Below are 15,152 nucleotides of genomic sequence, written 5' to 3' on the forward strand. Positions count from 1 at the left end.
GGGGAGTTCCACCACTCCAGCGGACGCCATCTCCGGTCGTGCCCCGACCGGTCGACGGCGCTCCCGGACCGCCCCCTCCCCGTTCGGGAACCCGGGGGCCGTGCGATCGCCGTGACACGGCCCGGATCCCACCTCCCCGATGACGCACGGTCGCTGTCGGCGGGCGCTGTGTTCTCCTTCCTGGTCCGCGACGGTATTCCGGCCCCCGCCGGGGCGCGGGCGCTTTCTCCTGCCATGGGCTTGTCATTGTCATTGCCATGGCAGGGCCCATGGCGATGGTCGGACGCCCATCGGGCTCCATTCGCCCGGTGACCTCGGAATCCGCCGGTCGGGCAACAATTTGCGGCATGCCTGCTATTTAATCGGATCTCCCGTAATTCCTAGCCTTTCAGTGCCCGGACATTCTTTCAGGTGTTTTCCCTAGTCGCACATTCACGCCGGAGCGAAACCTTCGCGGAGGGCCGAATGAAGAGAAGCGCAGAAGGGCGACCGACCGCGGTCCGCCGCGCCGCGGGCGCGGCGGCCGCACCCCACCGCCGGGCCGGGGCGGCGGCCGCGTCCTCGGCGTCCCCCGCGTCCCCCGTGTCCCGGGAGGGCCGACCGGGCACCGACACCCTCCTGGCCCGCCTCGCCGACGGGCTGTTCTCCTCCCTCCACCGCAGCGACCAGCGCCGCAAGGGGACCGACTACCTGCGGGGCCTGCTGTCCACGCCGGGCCGCAAGTCGATCCGGAACATGGCCGCGCTCATGGGCGGCAGCGGGACGGGCCAGAGCCTGCACCACTTCATCTGCAGCTCCACCTGGGACTGGGTCCCGGTCCGCAGGGACCTGTACGCGTTCGTGGAGCGGGAGGCCCCGCCCCGGGCCTGGGTGGTGCGGCCGATGCTGATCCCCAAGACCGGCCGCCACTCCGTGGGCGTCGCCCGCTACGCACCCGACTCCGACGGGCCGGCGCTGGTGGCCCAGCAGGCGGTGGGCGTGTGGATGGCCTCCTCCGCCGGGGCCGTCCCCGTCCACTGGCACCTGCACGTCCCCGACCCGGGCGAGGACGCCTCCGGCGGCCGGGACCTGGCCGACGCCTCCGGCGAGCCGACCGCGGACCGCGCCGCCGACGCCTGCCTGGAGCTGCTGTCGGAGTGGCAGGTGCCCGCCCGCCCCGTGGTCCTGGAGGTGGAGGGCGCCGCGTCCGTGCCCGCGCTGCGCCGGCTGCGCGCGGCCGGCCTGTGCCCGGTGGCCCGGATTCCGGGGGACCTGCCGCTGCGGGTGACCGACCCGACCCTGGTCGGGCACACGGGGGCGGTGCTTCCGGCGCAGCGCATCATCGCGGCCGCGCGCGAGCTGCGCCGCCCCGTGCGGGCCGTGGGAGGCGCCCCGCAGCCGTCCCGGGCGCCGACCCCGTCCGGCCCCGGGCGCCCGCGCGTCCCGGTCCGCCGCCCGGCGCCGCCGGAGCTGGCGGCGACCGTCCGGACGGCGCTGCCCGGGACCCCGCCCTCCCGGAGGCCGGACGCCGAGTACGCGCTGGTCGGCTTCGGCGCCTCGGACCCGGACTGGCCCCGGGAGCTGTGGCTGACCGCGCTCCCCGCGCAGCGCGCCGCGGCCGAGGTCCCCTACTACAGCCGCCTGGCGCGGCTGACCGAGCACCAGCAGAGGACCGTCGGCGACCGGGTCGGGCTCCGCGACTACGCGGGGCGCTCGTTCGCCGGGTGGCACCGCCACGCCACGCTCGCCTCCGCGGCGCACGCCGCCGCCCTCCTGTCCGCGTGGGCGCCCCCGGGGCCCACGTGACGGGAGGCGGGACGCGCACCTGACGAATATCCCCGGCCGCCGTGGCCCCGCGTGTCCCCCGCCGCCCACCATGGGGCACCCTCGCTCCGCCCGTGCGGGGCCTCGACCAGGGTGGTCAACGCGACTCGACGCACGTGGAGAAGTCTGTGGACGACGTCCTGCACGAAACCGGCTCCGACACGGCCCCGCAGCAGCCCGATTGGGCGGGCGACCCCTTCCTGCCCACGGCGCGGCGCGAACTCCGGGCGCGCCCGCCGCTGGTGCGCGTCGGTGACACCGACCGGCTGCGCGCGCTGCTGGCCCGGGTGGCCCGCGGCGACGCCCTCGTGGTCCTGGCCGGTGACTGCGCGGAGGACCCCGCCGAATGCGGCGCCCGCGACATCGCCGCCAAGGCCGGGCTGGTGGAGATGCTCGCGGGCCGGATGAAGCTCGCGTCGCGTCGGCCGGTAGTGCGGGCCGCACGCATCGCGGGCCAGTTCGCCAAGCCCCGTTCCCGCCCGACCGAGGTGGTGGCCGGTGTGGAGCTGGAGTCGTTCCGGGGCCACCTGGTCAACGGCCCCGAACCCGATCCGGTCACCCGCCGCCCCGACCCCGCGCGCCTGCTCGGCGGGTACACCGCGGCGCGCACGGCCATGGGCCACCTGGGCTGGCTCGGAAGCCGGGGGGCGGCGGACGGGTCCGGCCCGGTATGGACCGCCCACGAGGCGCTGCTGCTGGACTACGAACTGTCCCTGGTGCGCCCCGCCGGGGACGGGCGCGAACTTCTGGCCTCCACGCACTGGCCCTGGCTGGGGGAGCGGACCCGCGACCCCGGCGGGCGGCACGCCGCGCTGCTGGCGCGGGTGGCCAACCCGGTGGCGTGCAAGGTCGGCCCCACCGCCTCCCCGGATGAGCTGGTGCGCCTGTGCGCCGTGCTCGACCCCGACCGGCGCCCGGGCCGCCTGACCCTGACGGCCCGGATGGGCGCGGGCACCGCCGCCGACGCGCTCCCTCCCCTGGTCGCCGCGGTGCGTAGGGCGGGCCACCCGGTGGTGTGGATGTGCGACCCGATGCACGGCAACACGGTGTCCACCCCGGCGGGGCTGAAGACCCGCTACGTGGAGGCGATCGTGCAGGAGGCGGCCGAGTTCCAGGCCGCCGTGCGCGGCGCGGGAGGGGTGGCCGGCGGCCTCCACCTGGAGGCCACCCCCGACCCGGTCACCGAGTGCGTCTGGGACCGCGGGCGCACCGGCGACGTCGCCGGGAAGTACACCACCTTCTGCGACCCGCGCCTCAACCCCGAGCAGGCCGCCGCCGTGGTCGGGGCCTGGATCGGCTGACCCGAGAACGGTCCGGCGACGGGCCGGGGAGAAAGGCAGGCACGATATGGGCAACGGAACGCAGCGCCCGGTCGCGGTGGTGACCGGCGCCGCAGGCGGGATCGGAGCCGCCGTGGTCAGGGCCCTGGCCGAGCGGGGGACGGCGGTGGCCGCCGTGGACCGCGACGCCGAGGCGCTGGGGGTGGCCGCGGACAAGCTCGCCGCCGACGGCCTGACGGTGCTCCCGCTGGAGGCCGACGTCGCCTCGGGCGAGGAGGCCGAGGCCGTGGCGGCCGCCGCCGAGGAGCGGCTGGGCCCGCTGGAGTACCTGGTCAATGCGGCCGGTGTGCTGCGGCTCGGCGCCTCCTGGAGGCTCACCGCCGAGGAGTGGGAGACCACCTTCGGCGTCAACGCGTCCGGGGTGTTCAACATGGCCCGCGCGGTGGTGCCCCGGATGCTCCCCCGGCGGCGGGGGGCCATCGTCACCGTGGCCTCCAACGCCGCGGGCACCGCGCGCATGGCCATGGGGGCCTACTCCGCCTCCAAGGCCGCCGCGGTCATGTACACCAAGTGCCTGGGGCTGGAGCTGGCCGAGCACGGCATCCGGTGCAACGTGGTGGCCCCCGGCTCGACCGACACCCCGATGCTGCGCTCCATGTGGGGGCCGGGCGCCGGGCCGGAGGCCACGCTCGACGGCGACCCCGGGAGCTATCGCGTGGGCATCCCGATGCGGAGGCTCGGCGCGCCGGAGGACACCGCCTCCTCCGTGGTCTTCCTGCTCTCCGAGGAGTCCGCGCACATCACCATGCAGACGCTGACCGTGGACGGCGGCGCGACCCTGGGGGCCTGAAACACGCCCTGGCCCCGGCGGCCCCGGCCCCCGCCACCACCGACCACCAGCAGAGGACGACGATGCCTGGAATACCCCCCATCAGCCCCTACCCCATGCCCACCGCGGCCGACCTGCCCGGGAGCACCCCCGACTGGGCCCCGGAACCGGAGCGCGCGGTGCTGCTCGTCCACGACATGCAGCGCTTCTTCCTGCGTCCGCTGGCCGGGGCCGGGGGCCTCGCCGAGGCGCTCGTGGAGAACTGCGTCCGGCTCCGGGAGCGCTGCGCCGCCCTCGGGGTGCCCGTCGGCTACACCGCCCAGCCCGGCGGCATGACCCCCGAGCAGCGCGGCCTGCTCAAGGACTTCTGGGGGCCGGGGATGACCGGTCGGCCGCAGGACCGCGCGGTCGTCGACGAACTCGCCCCGGCTCCGGACGACTGGGGGTTCACCAAGTGGCGCTACAGCGCCTTCCACCGGTCCGGGCTGCTGGAGCGGATGCGCGCCGCCGGACGCGACCAGCTCATCGTCTGCGGCGTCTACGCCCACGTCGGTGTGCTGATGACCGCCGTGGACGCCTTCACCAACGACATCCAGGTGTTCCTGCCGGCCGACGCGGTCGCCGACTTCAGCCCGGGCTACCACCGGCTGGCCCTGGACTACACCGCGCAGCGGTGCGGGGTGGTCGCCCTGACCGACGGCCTGCTGGAGGCGCTCGGCGGCCGTCCGGAGAGCGGGAGGGGCGGGGCGGCGGAGGACGCGGAGAAGGTGTCGGCATGAGCGGGGGACCGGTGCCGGGCGGCCCCGGCGACCTGCTCGACCGCGTCCTGGCGGGGCAGGCCGGCGCGTTCGCGCTGCTGCACCGGCCCGAGGCGGCCCCGGGCGAGGTGGAGGTGGTCGCCGGCGAGGCGTCCACCGCCGCGGTGCTGGCGGACCTGCCCGGCCCCCGGCCGGGCGGGGCCGGTTCGGGGGAGCGCCACGACGTCCTGGCGGTGGTGCCCTACCGGCAGATCGGCGAGCGCGGCTTCGCGCACGTGGACGACGGGGCCCCGCTCATCGCCCTGCGGGTCGGCGAGCAGGCGTCGGTCCCGCTGCACGAGGCGCTGGACCGCATCCCGGACACCGGGATCCGGCTGTCCGGGGGCCGCTTCGACCCGGACGACGCGGCCTACGCCGAGACCGCGCGGCGGATCATCGCCGAGGAGATCGGGCGCGGCGAGGGCGCCAACTTCGTGCTCAAGCGCCGCTACACCGCGGTGATCGAGGGCTTCTCCGCGCGCAGCGCGACCACCCTGTTCCGCAGGCTGCTGCGCCGGGAGTCCGGGGCGTACTGGACCTACGCGGTGCACACCCCGCACGGCACGTTCGTCGGCGCCTCACCCGAGCGCCACGTGAGCCTGCGCGGCGGGACCGCGGTGATGAACCCGATCAGCGGCACCTACCGCTACCCCGAGTCGGGGCCCACCCTCGACGGCGTCCTGGAGTTCCTGGACGACCGCAAGGAGGCCGACGAGCTCTACATGGTCGTCGACGAGGAGCTGAAGATGATGGCCCGCGCCTGCGACTCGGTGCCGCGGGTCACCGGGCCGCACCTGAAGGAGATGGCGCGGCTGGCGCACACCGAGTACCTCATCGAGGGCGCCTGCTCCGGCGACCCGCGGGAGGTGCTGCGCCAGACCATGTTCGCTCCCACCGTCACCGGGAGCCCGCTGGAGAGCGCCTGCCGGGTGATCGCGCGGCACGAGCCCGAGGGGCGCGGGCACTACAGCGGGGCGGTGGCGCTCATGGGACGGGACGCCGCGGGCGCGTGCACCCTGGACTCGGCGATCATGATCCGGACCGCGGAGATCGCCCCCTCCGGCCGGCTGAGCGCGGGGGTGGGGGCCACGCTGGTCCGGCACTCCGACCCCGGGTCCGAGGTGCAGGAGACGCGGGCCAAGGCGGCCGGGCTGCTCGGCGCCCTGGAGGAGGGCGGCGCCCCGGAGCTGGGCCGCGACCCCCGGGTCCGCTCCGTGCTGGCCCGGCGCAACGACCGGGTGTCCGGGTTCTGGCTGGGTACCGAGGCGCACACGGCGGTCCCGGCCCTGCGGGGACGGGACGTCCTGGTGGTCGACCACGAGGACACCTTCACCGACATGCTCGCGCGGCAGCTCGAATCGCTGGGGCCGCGCGTGGAGGTGCGGCGCTTCGACGCGCCCGGGGACCTGCACGGGCGGGACCTCGTGGTGATGGGGCCGGGGCCGGGCGATCCGCGGGACGACGGCCACCGCAAGATCGCGGCCGTCCGCGCGGGGCTGCGGGCCCTGCTGGCCGCGGGCCGCCCGTTCCTCGCCGTCTGCCTGAGCCACCAGGTGCTCTGTCGGGAACTGGGGCTGGAGGTCGTCCGCAAGGAGGTCCCCAACCAGGGGCTCCAGTTGCCGATCGACCTCTTCGGCCGCACGGAGCGGGTGGGCTTCTACAACACCTTCACCGCGGTCGCGGACGAGGACAAGATCGTCGCCGAGCGTTCGGGGGTGGGCCCGGTCGAGGTGAGCCGCGACCCCCGCACCGGCGAGGTGCACGCGCTGCGCGGTGCGCGCTTCGCCTCCCTGCAGTTCCACTCCGAGTCCCTGCTCACCCTGGGCGGTGTCGCGATCCTGTCCCGGGTCATGGAAGGCGTGCTGTCCGGAGAGCGGGGCGGAGGGCCGGGCGGAGAGCCGGAGGAGGCGCCGAGCGCCCCTTCGGGCGCGGCGCCCTGAGCGGGGTCCGCCGTCCCCGCCCCCGTGCCCGGTCCGCCCGCGCGCGGACCGGGCACGTCCCGGGGAACGGGGCCGTCACACGGTGAACGGCCGCCGTTCGCGGGCCTCCTTCAGCGCCAGCGCCCACCAGGACAGCTGGTCGAGCAGCTCCTTGGCGGCCGCATCGGCCCCCTCGGCGTCGGTGGGGCGCCCCTGGCCGTCGAACTTGTCCGGGAAGTCGCTGAACGCCACGGCGCTGCGCACGGTGTGGGCGTGCACCTCGTTGAAGACGTTGCGCAGCTGCTCCACGGCCTGCAGTCCGCCGCCCGCGCCGCCGTAGGAGACGAAGCCGACCGGCTTGGCGCTCCACTCGTCGAAGTACCAGTCGACGGCGTTCTTCAGGGAGGCCGGGTACCCGCGGTTGTAGACCGGGGTCACCACGATGAAGGCGTCGGCGGCGGCGAGGCGGGCGCCCAGCGCGGCGACCGGCTCCGGAAGGGGCTCGCCCTCGTCGTCTCCGCCCATGACGGTCGGCAGGGCGGCATCGGCCAGGTCGACCATGTCGACGTCCAGGTCGCCGCGTCCGCGGGCGTGCGCGGCGATCCAGCGCGCCGGGACGGGGCCGAACCGGCCCACCCGGGTGCTCCCGATGATCACGGCGATGCGCAGGCGGTCGTTGTCGGTCATCTCGGTGCTCCTTGTCCACTGCTCGGTCGGTGTCGGGGTCGGGTTCGCGGGTCCTCATGTGCTCCGGGCCGCGCCGTCGCAGGTCGCCCCGCCGGTGTCCCCGCCGTGCGCGTCCCGCCCCGCCCGGGGGTCCCCGTGGCGCGCCCCGGTCGTCAGGTAGCGGGCGATGACGAAGGCGACGGCGGCGATCACGGCGACCCCGGCGGCGGCCGTCGCGGTGAAGCCGCCCATGAAGGCGGTGCGTGCGGCCGAGAGCAGATCCGCCGCGGCGCCGGAGGGCAGCGACTCGGCGGCCGCCGCGGCACCGGCGAGGCTGTCGCGTGCGGGACCGGCGGCCTCCTCGGGGGCCCCGGCGGGCATCGAGGCGGCCATCAGCGGCCGGTACACGGCGGCGGCCAGGGCTCCCATCGCGGCCACGCCGAGGCTGACGCCCATCTCGCCGAAGGTCTCGTTGACGGCCGCCGCCGAACCGCTCCGGTCCTCCGGCGCCGCCGCCATCACCTCGGTCATCACCAGCACGCCCAGCGGGGTCATGCCGAGCGCGATGACCGTCGCGACCGCGCCCGCCCATGGCACGGGGGTGTCCGGACCGAGGAGGGCGGCCAGGACCAGGCCGGTGGCGCCCACGGCCAGCCCGAGCAGCATGGTCGGCTTGGTGCCGAGCCGCCCCGCCAGGGCGGGGGAGGCCAGTGAGGCGGCCATGGAGGCCAGGGAGAAGGGGACCAGCCATGCCCCGGCCACCGATGGCGGCAGCCCCTTGACCAGCTGCAGGTACTGGATGAACAGCAGCATGACGCCGCCCATGACCAGGTTCGCGGCGAGCATGGAGCCCAGCCCTGCGGAGAAGACGCGCATCCGGAACAGCGACAGGTCCAGCAGCGGGGCGTCCATGCGCAGCTGGCGCCGGACGAACAGCCACCCGGACACCGCCGCGAACGCGATCGCGGCCAGGAGGGCGGGGGTCCAGCCGCTCTCGGCGGCCTTCTTGAGCGCGTAGATGAAGGGAAGCAGCGCACCCAGGGACAGGGCCGCGCTGAGCGGGTCGAGCCGCCCGGGGGAGGACGAGCGGAACTCGGGGAGCAGGAAGGGGCCGGTGGCCAGGAGCAGCGCCATGACGGGCAGGGCCATCAGGAAGACCGACCCCCACCAGAACGCCTCCAGCAGCAGGCCGCCGATGACGGGCCCGGCGGCCGCGCCGGCGGTGAAGCAGGCCATCCACAGCGCGAGCGCGGTGGCGCGCTGCCGGTCGTCGGTGAACATGCTCTTGAGCAGGGACATGGTCGAGGGCATGAGAGTGGCCCCGGCGATGCCCAGCAGGGCGCGGGCGGCGATGAGCGCCTCGGCGGTGGGCGCGTAGGCGGCGGCGACCGAGGCGGCGGTGAAGGCCGTGGCGCCGATCATGAGGAGCCGTCGGCGGCCGATGCGGTCCCCGACGGTGCCCATGGTGATCAGCAGTCCTGCCAGCAGGAACCCGTAGATGTCCAGGATCCAGAGCTGCTGGGTGCCGGTGGCCCCCAGGTCGGCGGACAGGTGGGGGAGGGCGAGGTGGAGGCCGGTGACGTCGACGGAGAGCAGGAAGACCGGCAGGGAGAGGACGGCCAGTCCCGTCCACTCCCGGATCCCGGCCCTGCCCGGCGCCGCGCGTTCGCTCATGGGGTCTCCTCGGACGCGTCGTGGTCGACGGTCAGGAGACTAGGAGTTCCAGTTAACTTGAAGTCAACAAGAGGGACGGGCCCCGTCATCGCAGGCGGAGACCGTGGCAAGGGGAGCGGCCGCCGGAGTCCGGGTCCCGTGCGGAGACGCCGCCGAGTGCACGGAGTGTGCGCGGCCACCGCGACCGGCGGCGACGGTGGAAGCGGGGCGGTTCTTCCGCCCCGCCCGCCGTCCGCCGGGTTCCTCGCGCTCCGGGCGGGCGGCTCGGCCATCGTCGGCCATGGGCGCCCCCGCCCAGCGCCCGACAGCGCCCTCTTCGGGGCCGCCTTCTTCGGTCAGCTTTCGGGGCGCGGGTCGCGTCCGAGGTAGGCAAGTAGGCGGTCCTGCTCGCTCGCGTCGTCCGGCAGTCCCACCTCGGGGCCGCAGATGCCCTCCATGCGGATCGTCTCGCCCCAGTTGCGCGCGTCGGCCGCCACGCGGCGGACCTCTTCGGCCGGGAGCTTGTCGTCCTGGCCGGTGGCGCGGGCGATGTCCCAGGCGTGCACCAGCAGGTCGGTGCCGAGGAACTCGTCGACCGTCCGCTCCAGGCTGGTGCGCCCGAAGTAGCCGTCGTACTCCGTCCCGGCCCGCTCCGGGTCGTCCAACAGGGCCTGCATGGCCGCGACCGCGTCGGCCCAGGCGCCCTTCGGGTCCTCGGAGGCGGTGCGCGGCAGGTCGATCGCGACCCCGGCGTAGGCGGGCATGTTCCGGTGGTTGTCCAGCATATGGTCGAGGACGTCCCGCGCCGTCCACCCCTCACAGGGCGACGGCGCATCCCAGCCGTCGGCGGGGACGGCCTCGACGCGACGGGTGAACTCCGCTGCAAGAGCGCGGTAGCGCTCGGAGATCTCGCTCATGGGGACGAGTCTGGTGGAGGAGCGGGTCGGGCCGCTTGTACGGATCGGACACCCTTGCCGTGTCTCACCCTGCGTCCGGCATGTCCCCCACCCCGTCGGTGAGGTGCATCCCCAGCAGCGCGCTCGGTGGCGCCCCGGCCAGGGCGCGGGAGTCGCGGTTGAGGTGGGACTGGTCGGTGTAGCCCGCCATCGCCGCCAGCACGGACAGGTCGGTGGTGGCGGCCGGGTGCCGCGCCAGGCGGAGGAAGCGCTGGAGGCGCAGGATGCGGCGGAGCACGGCGGGGCCGTACCCGAACGCGGCCACGCACCGGCGGTGGAGCTGCCGCTCGCTGAGCGCCGACTCCCGGGCCAGGTCGGCGACGGTGGTCTCGGGGGCCGCGGTGAGCGTCCGGGAGACCACGGCGGCCGTGGAGGCGGACCGGGACTTCGGCTCCCCGGGTGCGGGGCGGTTCTCGATACGCCTCCGCACCATCCGCTGGAGGAGGGCCAGGCGCTCGCGCGCACCGGCCGCCTCGTGCAGGCGCTCCAGCAGCACCCGCTGCTCCCGGGCGCCGAGGACGTCCTCCACGTCCACCCGCCGGTTCAGCGCTCCGGGCGTGTCCAGCCCGAGCACGGAGGCGGCGCGCCCCGGCCGCAGGCGCACCCCGACCGCCTCGACGCCGTCGGGCAGGGAGAACGACCAGCCGGAGGTCTCAGGACCGCAGACCACGAGGCGCCCGGTGCTCAGCCAGAGGACGTCCACGCACCCGTCGGGGACCAGGAGGTGCTCCGCACCCCCGGCCTGCGCCGTCCAAGCGGTGGCCAGCTCCCCGGAAAGGTCCGGATCGGCGGCCACCGGCGTGTACCAGGACATGCCCCTAGGTTAGGCCTGGTCCCGCCAAGCGCCCTTCATGGCGTCCCCGGACAGGTCGATGTCGAGCGCCACCAGGGTGTCCAGGAATGCGAGACAGGAGCGCTCGCGCCGGTCATCCGTGCCGCCCGTCTCTTCCCCACCGTCGCCGATCCGGTCCTCGGTGCCGAAGAACCCGTCCGCCTCGGCGGTCTCCCCGGCACCCGCCCCGTCGTCCCTCACGGTTTCGCCGCCCTGCGTGCGGATCGCCGCAGGTCGGTCAGGTCGAGATCCACGGGGACCGGGTGGGACACCTTCAGACGGTCCCGGTGGACGCCGGTCGGTGTGTACGTCCGCGTCGCGTCGTCCAACCCGTAGGTGTACACGACCACGGAACGGGGGTCTCCCTCCCCGGGTTCCACGCGCCAGTAGGAGGGGATCCCCGCCGCCGCGTACGCGCGGGGCTTCACGGTCCGGTCCCGGAGCAGGGTCTCCTCCTCGGAGACCTCCACGACCAGCGGAAGCGTCCTCGGGTCGAGCGTGGTGGCGTCCCAGTCCACCGGCCCCTCGATGACGGCCGCATCCGTCAGGAACCGGTTGTGGCGGTCGAGGGTCACCGTCATCCCGCCCAGGACCGTCCGGCCGTCACCCCCGCCCCGCCCCAGCGCCGAGAGGAGATCCGACTTCGTCATGGCGTGCCACGACGTCCCGGAGAACATCTGGAAGACGAGCGCGCCGTCGATCAGCTCGGTCCACTTGGGGTCGTCCCTCAGGTCGTCGAGGTCGTCGGCGATCCATCCCTCTCTGCGCGGAGGCAGCATCCACCGCGGCAGCCCGCCGAGTCGGTCGTCGATCCAGAACCGCGTGTTCGCGCCGCAGCTGGGGCAGGGGAGGCCCTCGGATTCCGTCACGGGGGAAGCCTACGGACGCCGCAGGCGAGGCGGAGGGGCTTTTCGAGAAGAGGCCCGACAGGTACCGGGGAGGACGGCGGAGGGGCGCCCCCGGTATTCCGGAAGCGCCCCCGTCATCAGCGGTGGCCTGTGGGCCCTACGCCCCCTCGGGCCCGCCGAAGCGGTCGGCCGCCTTGGCGATGGCGGTCTCCACCGCGCCCACCTTGTCGGCCAGCAGGCCCACCGCGCCCACGGCCCGGCCGATCGGGTCGTCGCCGTCCCCGGCCAGCGTCTTGCCGCGGACGTAGGCCTCCTTCACCTCGCGCCAGCGCTCGGCCTGCTCCGGGGTCATCGTGCCGCGGATCTCGGCCAGCTTCAGCAGGTTCGACTCCGCCCCGGACGTGAGGGTCTGCGCCTCGCCCAGGTAGTGGTCGTCGATCGCCGCCTCCAGCTCGTCCTCGTTCATGGCCGGGACGATCTTCTCCGCCAGCCGGTTCATGTTCCGGTACGAGCCCTGCAGGCGGAACGGCGGCTCGGTCCGCGACTCCTCCGCCTGGGCCGCCGAGGCGATGTAGGCCTGGTTGTTGGCCAGCACCACCTGCTGCACCCGCAGCAGCCGCCGCAGCACGCCCAGGATCTGGTCCAGCTCCACCCGCGAGTACGGGTGGCTCAGCCGGTCCGAGCGCACCGAGTCGTCGCCCCGGGCCATGCGCACCAGCAGCTCCACGTCCCCGCGGTCCCGCCCGGACAGCGGCGCCAGCACCGGGTTCGAGGTCAGGGCGTTCTCGATGTAGCTGAGCGCGAAGACCTCCTCCTTGCCGGAGAGCACGTCGCCCAGGTTGTACACGTCGGCACGGTTGGCCAGCATGTCCGGGATCCGGAACCTCTGCCCCTGCTCGGTGTAGGGGTTGCCCGCCATGCACACCGCGAAGCGCTTGCCCCGCAGGTCGTAGGTGCGGGTCCGCCCCTCCCAGACGCCCTCCATGCGGCGCTGCCCGTCGCACAGCGAGATGAACTTCTGCAGCAGCTCCGGGTCCGTGTGCTGGATGTCGTCCAGGTACAGCAGCACGTTGGAGCCCATCTCCAAGGCGAAGTTGATCTTCTCCACCTCCTGGCGGGAGGTGGCGTCCGGGGCCTCGGCCGGGTCCAGCGAGGTGACCGCGTGCCCCAGCGAGGGTCCGTTCACCTTCACGAGCACCAGCCCCAGGCGGCTGGCCACGTACTCCATCAGCGTGGTCTTGCCGTACCCGGGCGGGGAGATGAGCAGCAGCAGCCCGCTCTGGTCGGTGCGCCGCCCGTCCCCGGCCGACCCCAGCTGCTTGGCCAGGTTGTCGCCGATCAGCGGCAGGTAGGACTCGTCCAGGAGCCGGTTGCGCACGAACCCGCTCATCACCTTGGGCACGTACTCGCCGAGCCGCAGCCGCCGCCGCTCGGCGTCGATCAGTTCGGTGCGGCGCCGCTGGTAGGCGCGGAACGCCGGGACCCGCTCGGCGCGGAAGCGCCGGGTGCGCTCCAGGAACTCGTCCAGCCGCAGCTCCAGGCGGCGCCCGGAGACGCGCGGGTGGGTGCCGAGCAGCCCCTCCACGGTGGCGGACAGCTCCGCCGAGGAGTCGTACCGGTCCACCAGGCCGCCGCACAGCTCAGCGGCGACCGCCTCCTCCAGGAAGCCGCCCAGCTCCTCCTCCCTGCCGGAGGCGACCACGTGCGCCCCGAGCCACGCCGAGGCGAGCTGGCGCCGCTCGGCCGGGCCCTTGAGCGCCGCCAGGTCGGCCGCGTACTCCTTGTACGAGGAGGACGCCTCCCCGCCCAGCGCGCTGCGGAAGCCCTCCAGCAGCTCCCGCGCCCCCGCGCTGGTGCCGAAACCCGCCCGGCCGCCGCCCAGCTCCTCGAAGAGGTACTCGCCCGCGGCGTCCGCCGTGTCGGCCAGGTCGTCCAGGCCCGACTCGGACAGGAACGCCCCGACCGCCCCGGACAGCTCCCCGCGCAGCTCCCCTATGGCCGGGGAGCCGTGGAAGCCGAACACCGTGCGCGCGCGGGCCAGCGACACCGCCCGGGTGCGCCAGGCCTCCCGCTCGCCCTCCGCGGCCCCGAACGCCCAGAACACCTGGGCGGCCGCGCGCGCCCGGCCCGGGTAGCGCAGCAGCCCCGCCGCCGCCCGCAGCCGCAGCAGCGCCCGCAGGATCAGCAGCGCGTCGTGGTCGTGCACACCGCGTTCGTAGCCCTCGTCGTAGCGCTCCTCGGCGGCCTTGCGGACGATGTCGGCCAGCGCGGGACCGCCCTTGTCGCCCGGCTCGCGCAGCGCCGCCTCGGAGAGCTCCTCCAGCGTGTACCCGCCGGTGCCCTCCTCGGCCCCGGCCAGCAGCGACGCGGCCAGGTGCTCGGCCCGGTACACCGCGTCCGTCTCACTGGGCAGGAGCTGGTCCCAGAAGTCGCGGGTGTCCTGGAAGGCCTCGTCCCGCACCGGGTGCCGGAAGTCGGTCCCGGTGACGGTCACCGCCATCTCGCCCTCGTGCGGCACCAGCGTCAGGTCGATCGGCTGGGTGTTGACCGCGAACCGGTGCCGCCCCAGGCGCAGCGTCTCCCCGCCGCCCTCGAACAGCTCCAGCCGGTCCTGCAGCGACCGCCCGGCCTCCTGGCGGGCCGCCTTGACCCGCCCCTCCAGCTCGTCGGCGCGCACCGCGTCGCCCAGCGCGCGCAGCTCCTCGGCGGTGGAGCGGAGCTTGGCGACCATCGGGTCGGAGGCGAAGTAGGTGTTGACGTCCTCCACCGAGTCCATGGACGCCACCCGGCGCCGCACCCCGGTCAGGATGCGCTCGGCCGACTCGGCCAGGCGGTCGGCCCGCCGGGCGCGCTCGTCCAGCAGGGCCTGCTTGCGCGCCGAGAACGCCTCGTAGACGTCCTCCCGCTTGGCGGCCAGGTCGTTCAGGAACTCGTCGAACTCCGAGAAGCGCGACTCCAGGTTCTCCAGCTGCAGCATCAGCCGCCCGAGCTGCTCGTCGCACCGCTCGGGGGTGTCCGCCGCCGCCAGCGCCCCGGTGACCGACTGGCCCAGCAGGGCGAACTCGGCGGAGAACTCGGCCCGCCCCTCGACCTCCAGCAGCTCCTTGCGGCGGGCGTCCAGGGCGGCGCGCGCCCGGTTCACCCCCGCCAGCACCTCGCCGACCCGCTCCAGGATGGAGGTGCGCACCTGCGCGTCCCCCACCTCCAGGGAGCCCACCACCTGGGTGAGCACCTCCAGGCCCTCGGTCTGGGCGGCCAGCCGGTCGGCGACCTCCTCGGCCTCGGAGGCGGCCCCGATCGCCTCGGCGTCGGCGGCCAGCCGGTCCACCTCGGCGTGGTAGCCGGTGAAGGCCCCCTCGCCCTGGAGGAACTCGACGGTGCGCGTGCCCGCCAGGTCCAGCTCCTCGCCGAGCCGCCCGTCGAGCGCGTCCAGCCGCTCGGCGTCGATGTAGCGCATGTCCCGCAGCGCGGCCACCCGCCCCTGGGCGCGGCGGAGCTCGGCCAGGCGCCGCACCCACGCGTCGGCGGTGTCCCCGGTCTCCCCGCGAGAGCGGCGGGCCCGGCCCGGC

12 protein-coding genes are annotated in these 15,152 nt (G+C 75.0%); 5 read left to right on the forward strand and 7 right to left on the reverse strand.

Annotated elements, in window-relative coordinates; all coding sequences use genetic code 11:
• Nucleotides 1–465 precede the first annotated feature (465 nt).
• From D476_RS0121815 to D476_RS0121835, 5 genes are all read left to right on the forward strand, one after another.
• Nucleotides 466–1,785 (forward strand): IS701 family transposase, encoded by a 1,320-nt coding sequence (locus D476_RS0121815; protein ID WP_017626043.1) that lies wholly within the window; start codon nucleotides 466–468, stop codon nucleotides 1,783–1,785.
• A 134-nt stretch (nucleotides 1,786–1,919) separates the two neighbouring features.
• Nucleotides 1,920–3,104 carry a 3-deoxy-7-phosphoheptulonate synthase gene (locus D476_RS0121820; RefSeq protein WP_275041563.1) on the forward strand — a complete coding sequence of 395 codons (1,185 nt, stop codon included), beginning with the start codon at nucleotides 1,920–1,922 and terminating at the stop codon, nucleotides 3,102–3,104.
• Between the two features lie 46 nt (nucleotides 3,105–3,150).
• The gene (locus tag D476_RS0121825; RefSeq protein WP_017626045.1) at nucleotides 3,151–3,933 is read left to right on the forward strand and encodes a 2,3-dihydro-2,3-dihydroxybenzoate dehydrogenase; all 783 of its coding nucleotides are present in this window, start codon (nucleotides 3,151–3,153) and stop codon (nucleotides 3,931–3,933) included.
• A gap of 62 nt (nucleotides 3,934–3,995) precedes the next feature.
• Nucleotides 3,996–4,691, forward strand: a complete 696-nt coding sequence (locus tag D476_RS0121830; RefSeq protein ID WP_026123743.1) for an isochorismatase family protein — start codon at nucleotides 3,996–3,998, stop codon at nucleotides 4,689–4,691.
• The gene (locus D476_RS0121835) at nucleotides 4,688–6,649 is read left to right on the forward strand and encodes an anthranilate synthase family protein (RefSeq protein ID WP_017626047.1); all 1,962 of its coding nucleotides are present in this window, start codon (nucleotides 4,688–4,690) and stop codon (nucleotides 6,647–6,649) included. Before D476_RS0121830 ends, D476_RS0121835 begins: the two co-directional genes overlap by 4 nt.
• 75 nt (nucleotides 6,650–6,724) lie before the next feature.
• Here D476_RS0121835 and D476_RS0121840 read toward each other — a convergent pair whose 3' ends face one another.
• From D476_RS0121840 to D476_RS34115, 7 genes are all read right to left on the reverse strand, one after another.
• Nucleotides 6,725–7,315, reverse strand: coding sequence for an NADPH-dependent FMN reductase (locus D476_RS0121840; RefSeq protein ID WP_017626048.1), 591 nt, complete (start codon nucleotides 7,313–7,315; stop codon nucleotides 6,725–6,727).
• Between the two features lie 54 nt (nucleotides 7,316–7,369).
• Complete coding sequence (locus tag D476_RS34110; protein WP_017626049.1) at nucleotides 7,370–8,968, reverse strand: MFS transporter; 1,599 nt, start codon at nucleotides 8,966–8,968, stop codon at nucleotides 7,370–7,372.
• Between the two features lie 335 nt (nucleotides 8,969–9,303).
• Nucleotides 9,304–9,864, reverse strand: a complete 561-nt coding sequence (locus D476_RS0121850) for a TIGR03086 family metal-binding protein (protein WP_026123744.1) — start codon at nucleotides 9,862–9,864, stop codon at nucleotides 9,304–9,306.
• 64 nt (nucleotides 9,865–9,928) lie between these two features.
• A complete protein-coding gene (locus D476_RS0121855) occupies nucleotides 9,929–10,717 on the reverse strand; it encodes an AraC family transcriptional regulator (RefSeq protein ID WP_017626051.1) in 789 nt (262 codons plus the stop codon).
• Between the two features lie 9 nt (nucleotides 10,718–10,726).
• Complete coding sequence (locus tag D476_RS0121860; protein ID WP_017626052.1) at nucleotides 10,727–10,936, reverse strand: hypothetical protein; 210 nt, start codon at nucleotides 10,934–10,936, stop codon at nucleotides 10,727–10,729.
• Nucleotides 10,933–11,604, reverse strand: coding sequence for a Uma2 family endonuclease (locus D476_RS0121865; RefSeq protein WP_017626053.1), 672 nt, complete (start codon nucleotides 11,602–11,604; stop codon nucleotides 10,933–10,935). The genes D476_RS0121860 and D476_RS0121865 overlap by 4 nt, the downstream gene beginning before the upstream one ends.
• 136 nt (nucleotides 11,605–11,740) lie before the next feature.
• Nucleotides 11,741–15,152 (reverse strand): ATP-binding protein (locus D476_RS34115; RefSeq protein ID WP_017626054.1); only part of this gene is annotated, 3,412 nt, incomplete at its 5' end.

This window comes from Nocardiopsis chromatogenes YIM 90109, assembly GCF_000341185.1.
In the GTDB taxonomy this organism is placed as follows: domain Bacteria; phylum Actinomycetota; class Actinomycetes; order Streptosporangiales; family Streptosporangiaceae; genus Nocardiopsis_A; species Nocardiopsis_A chromatogenes.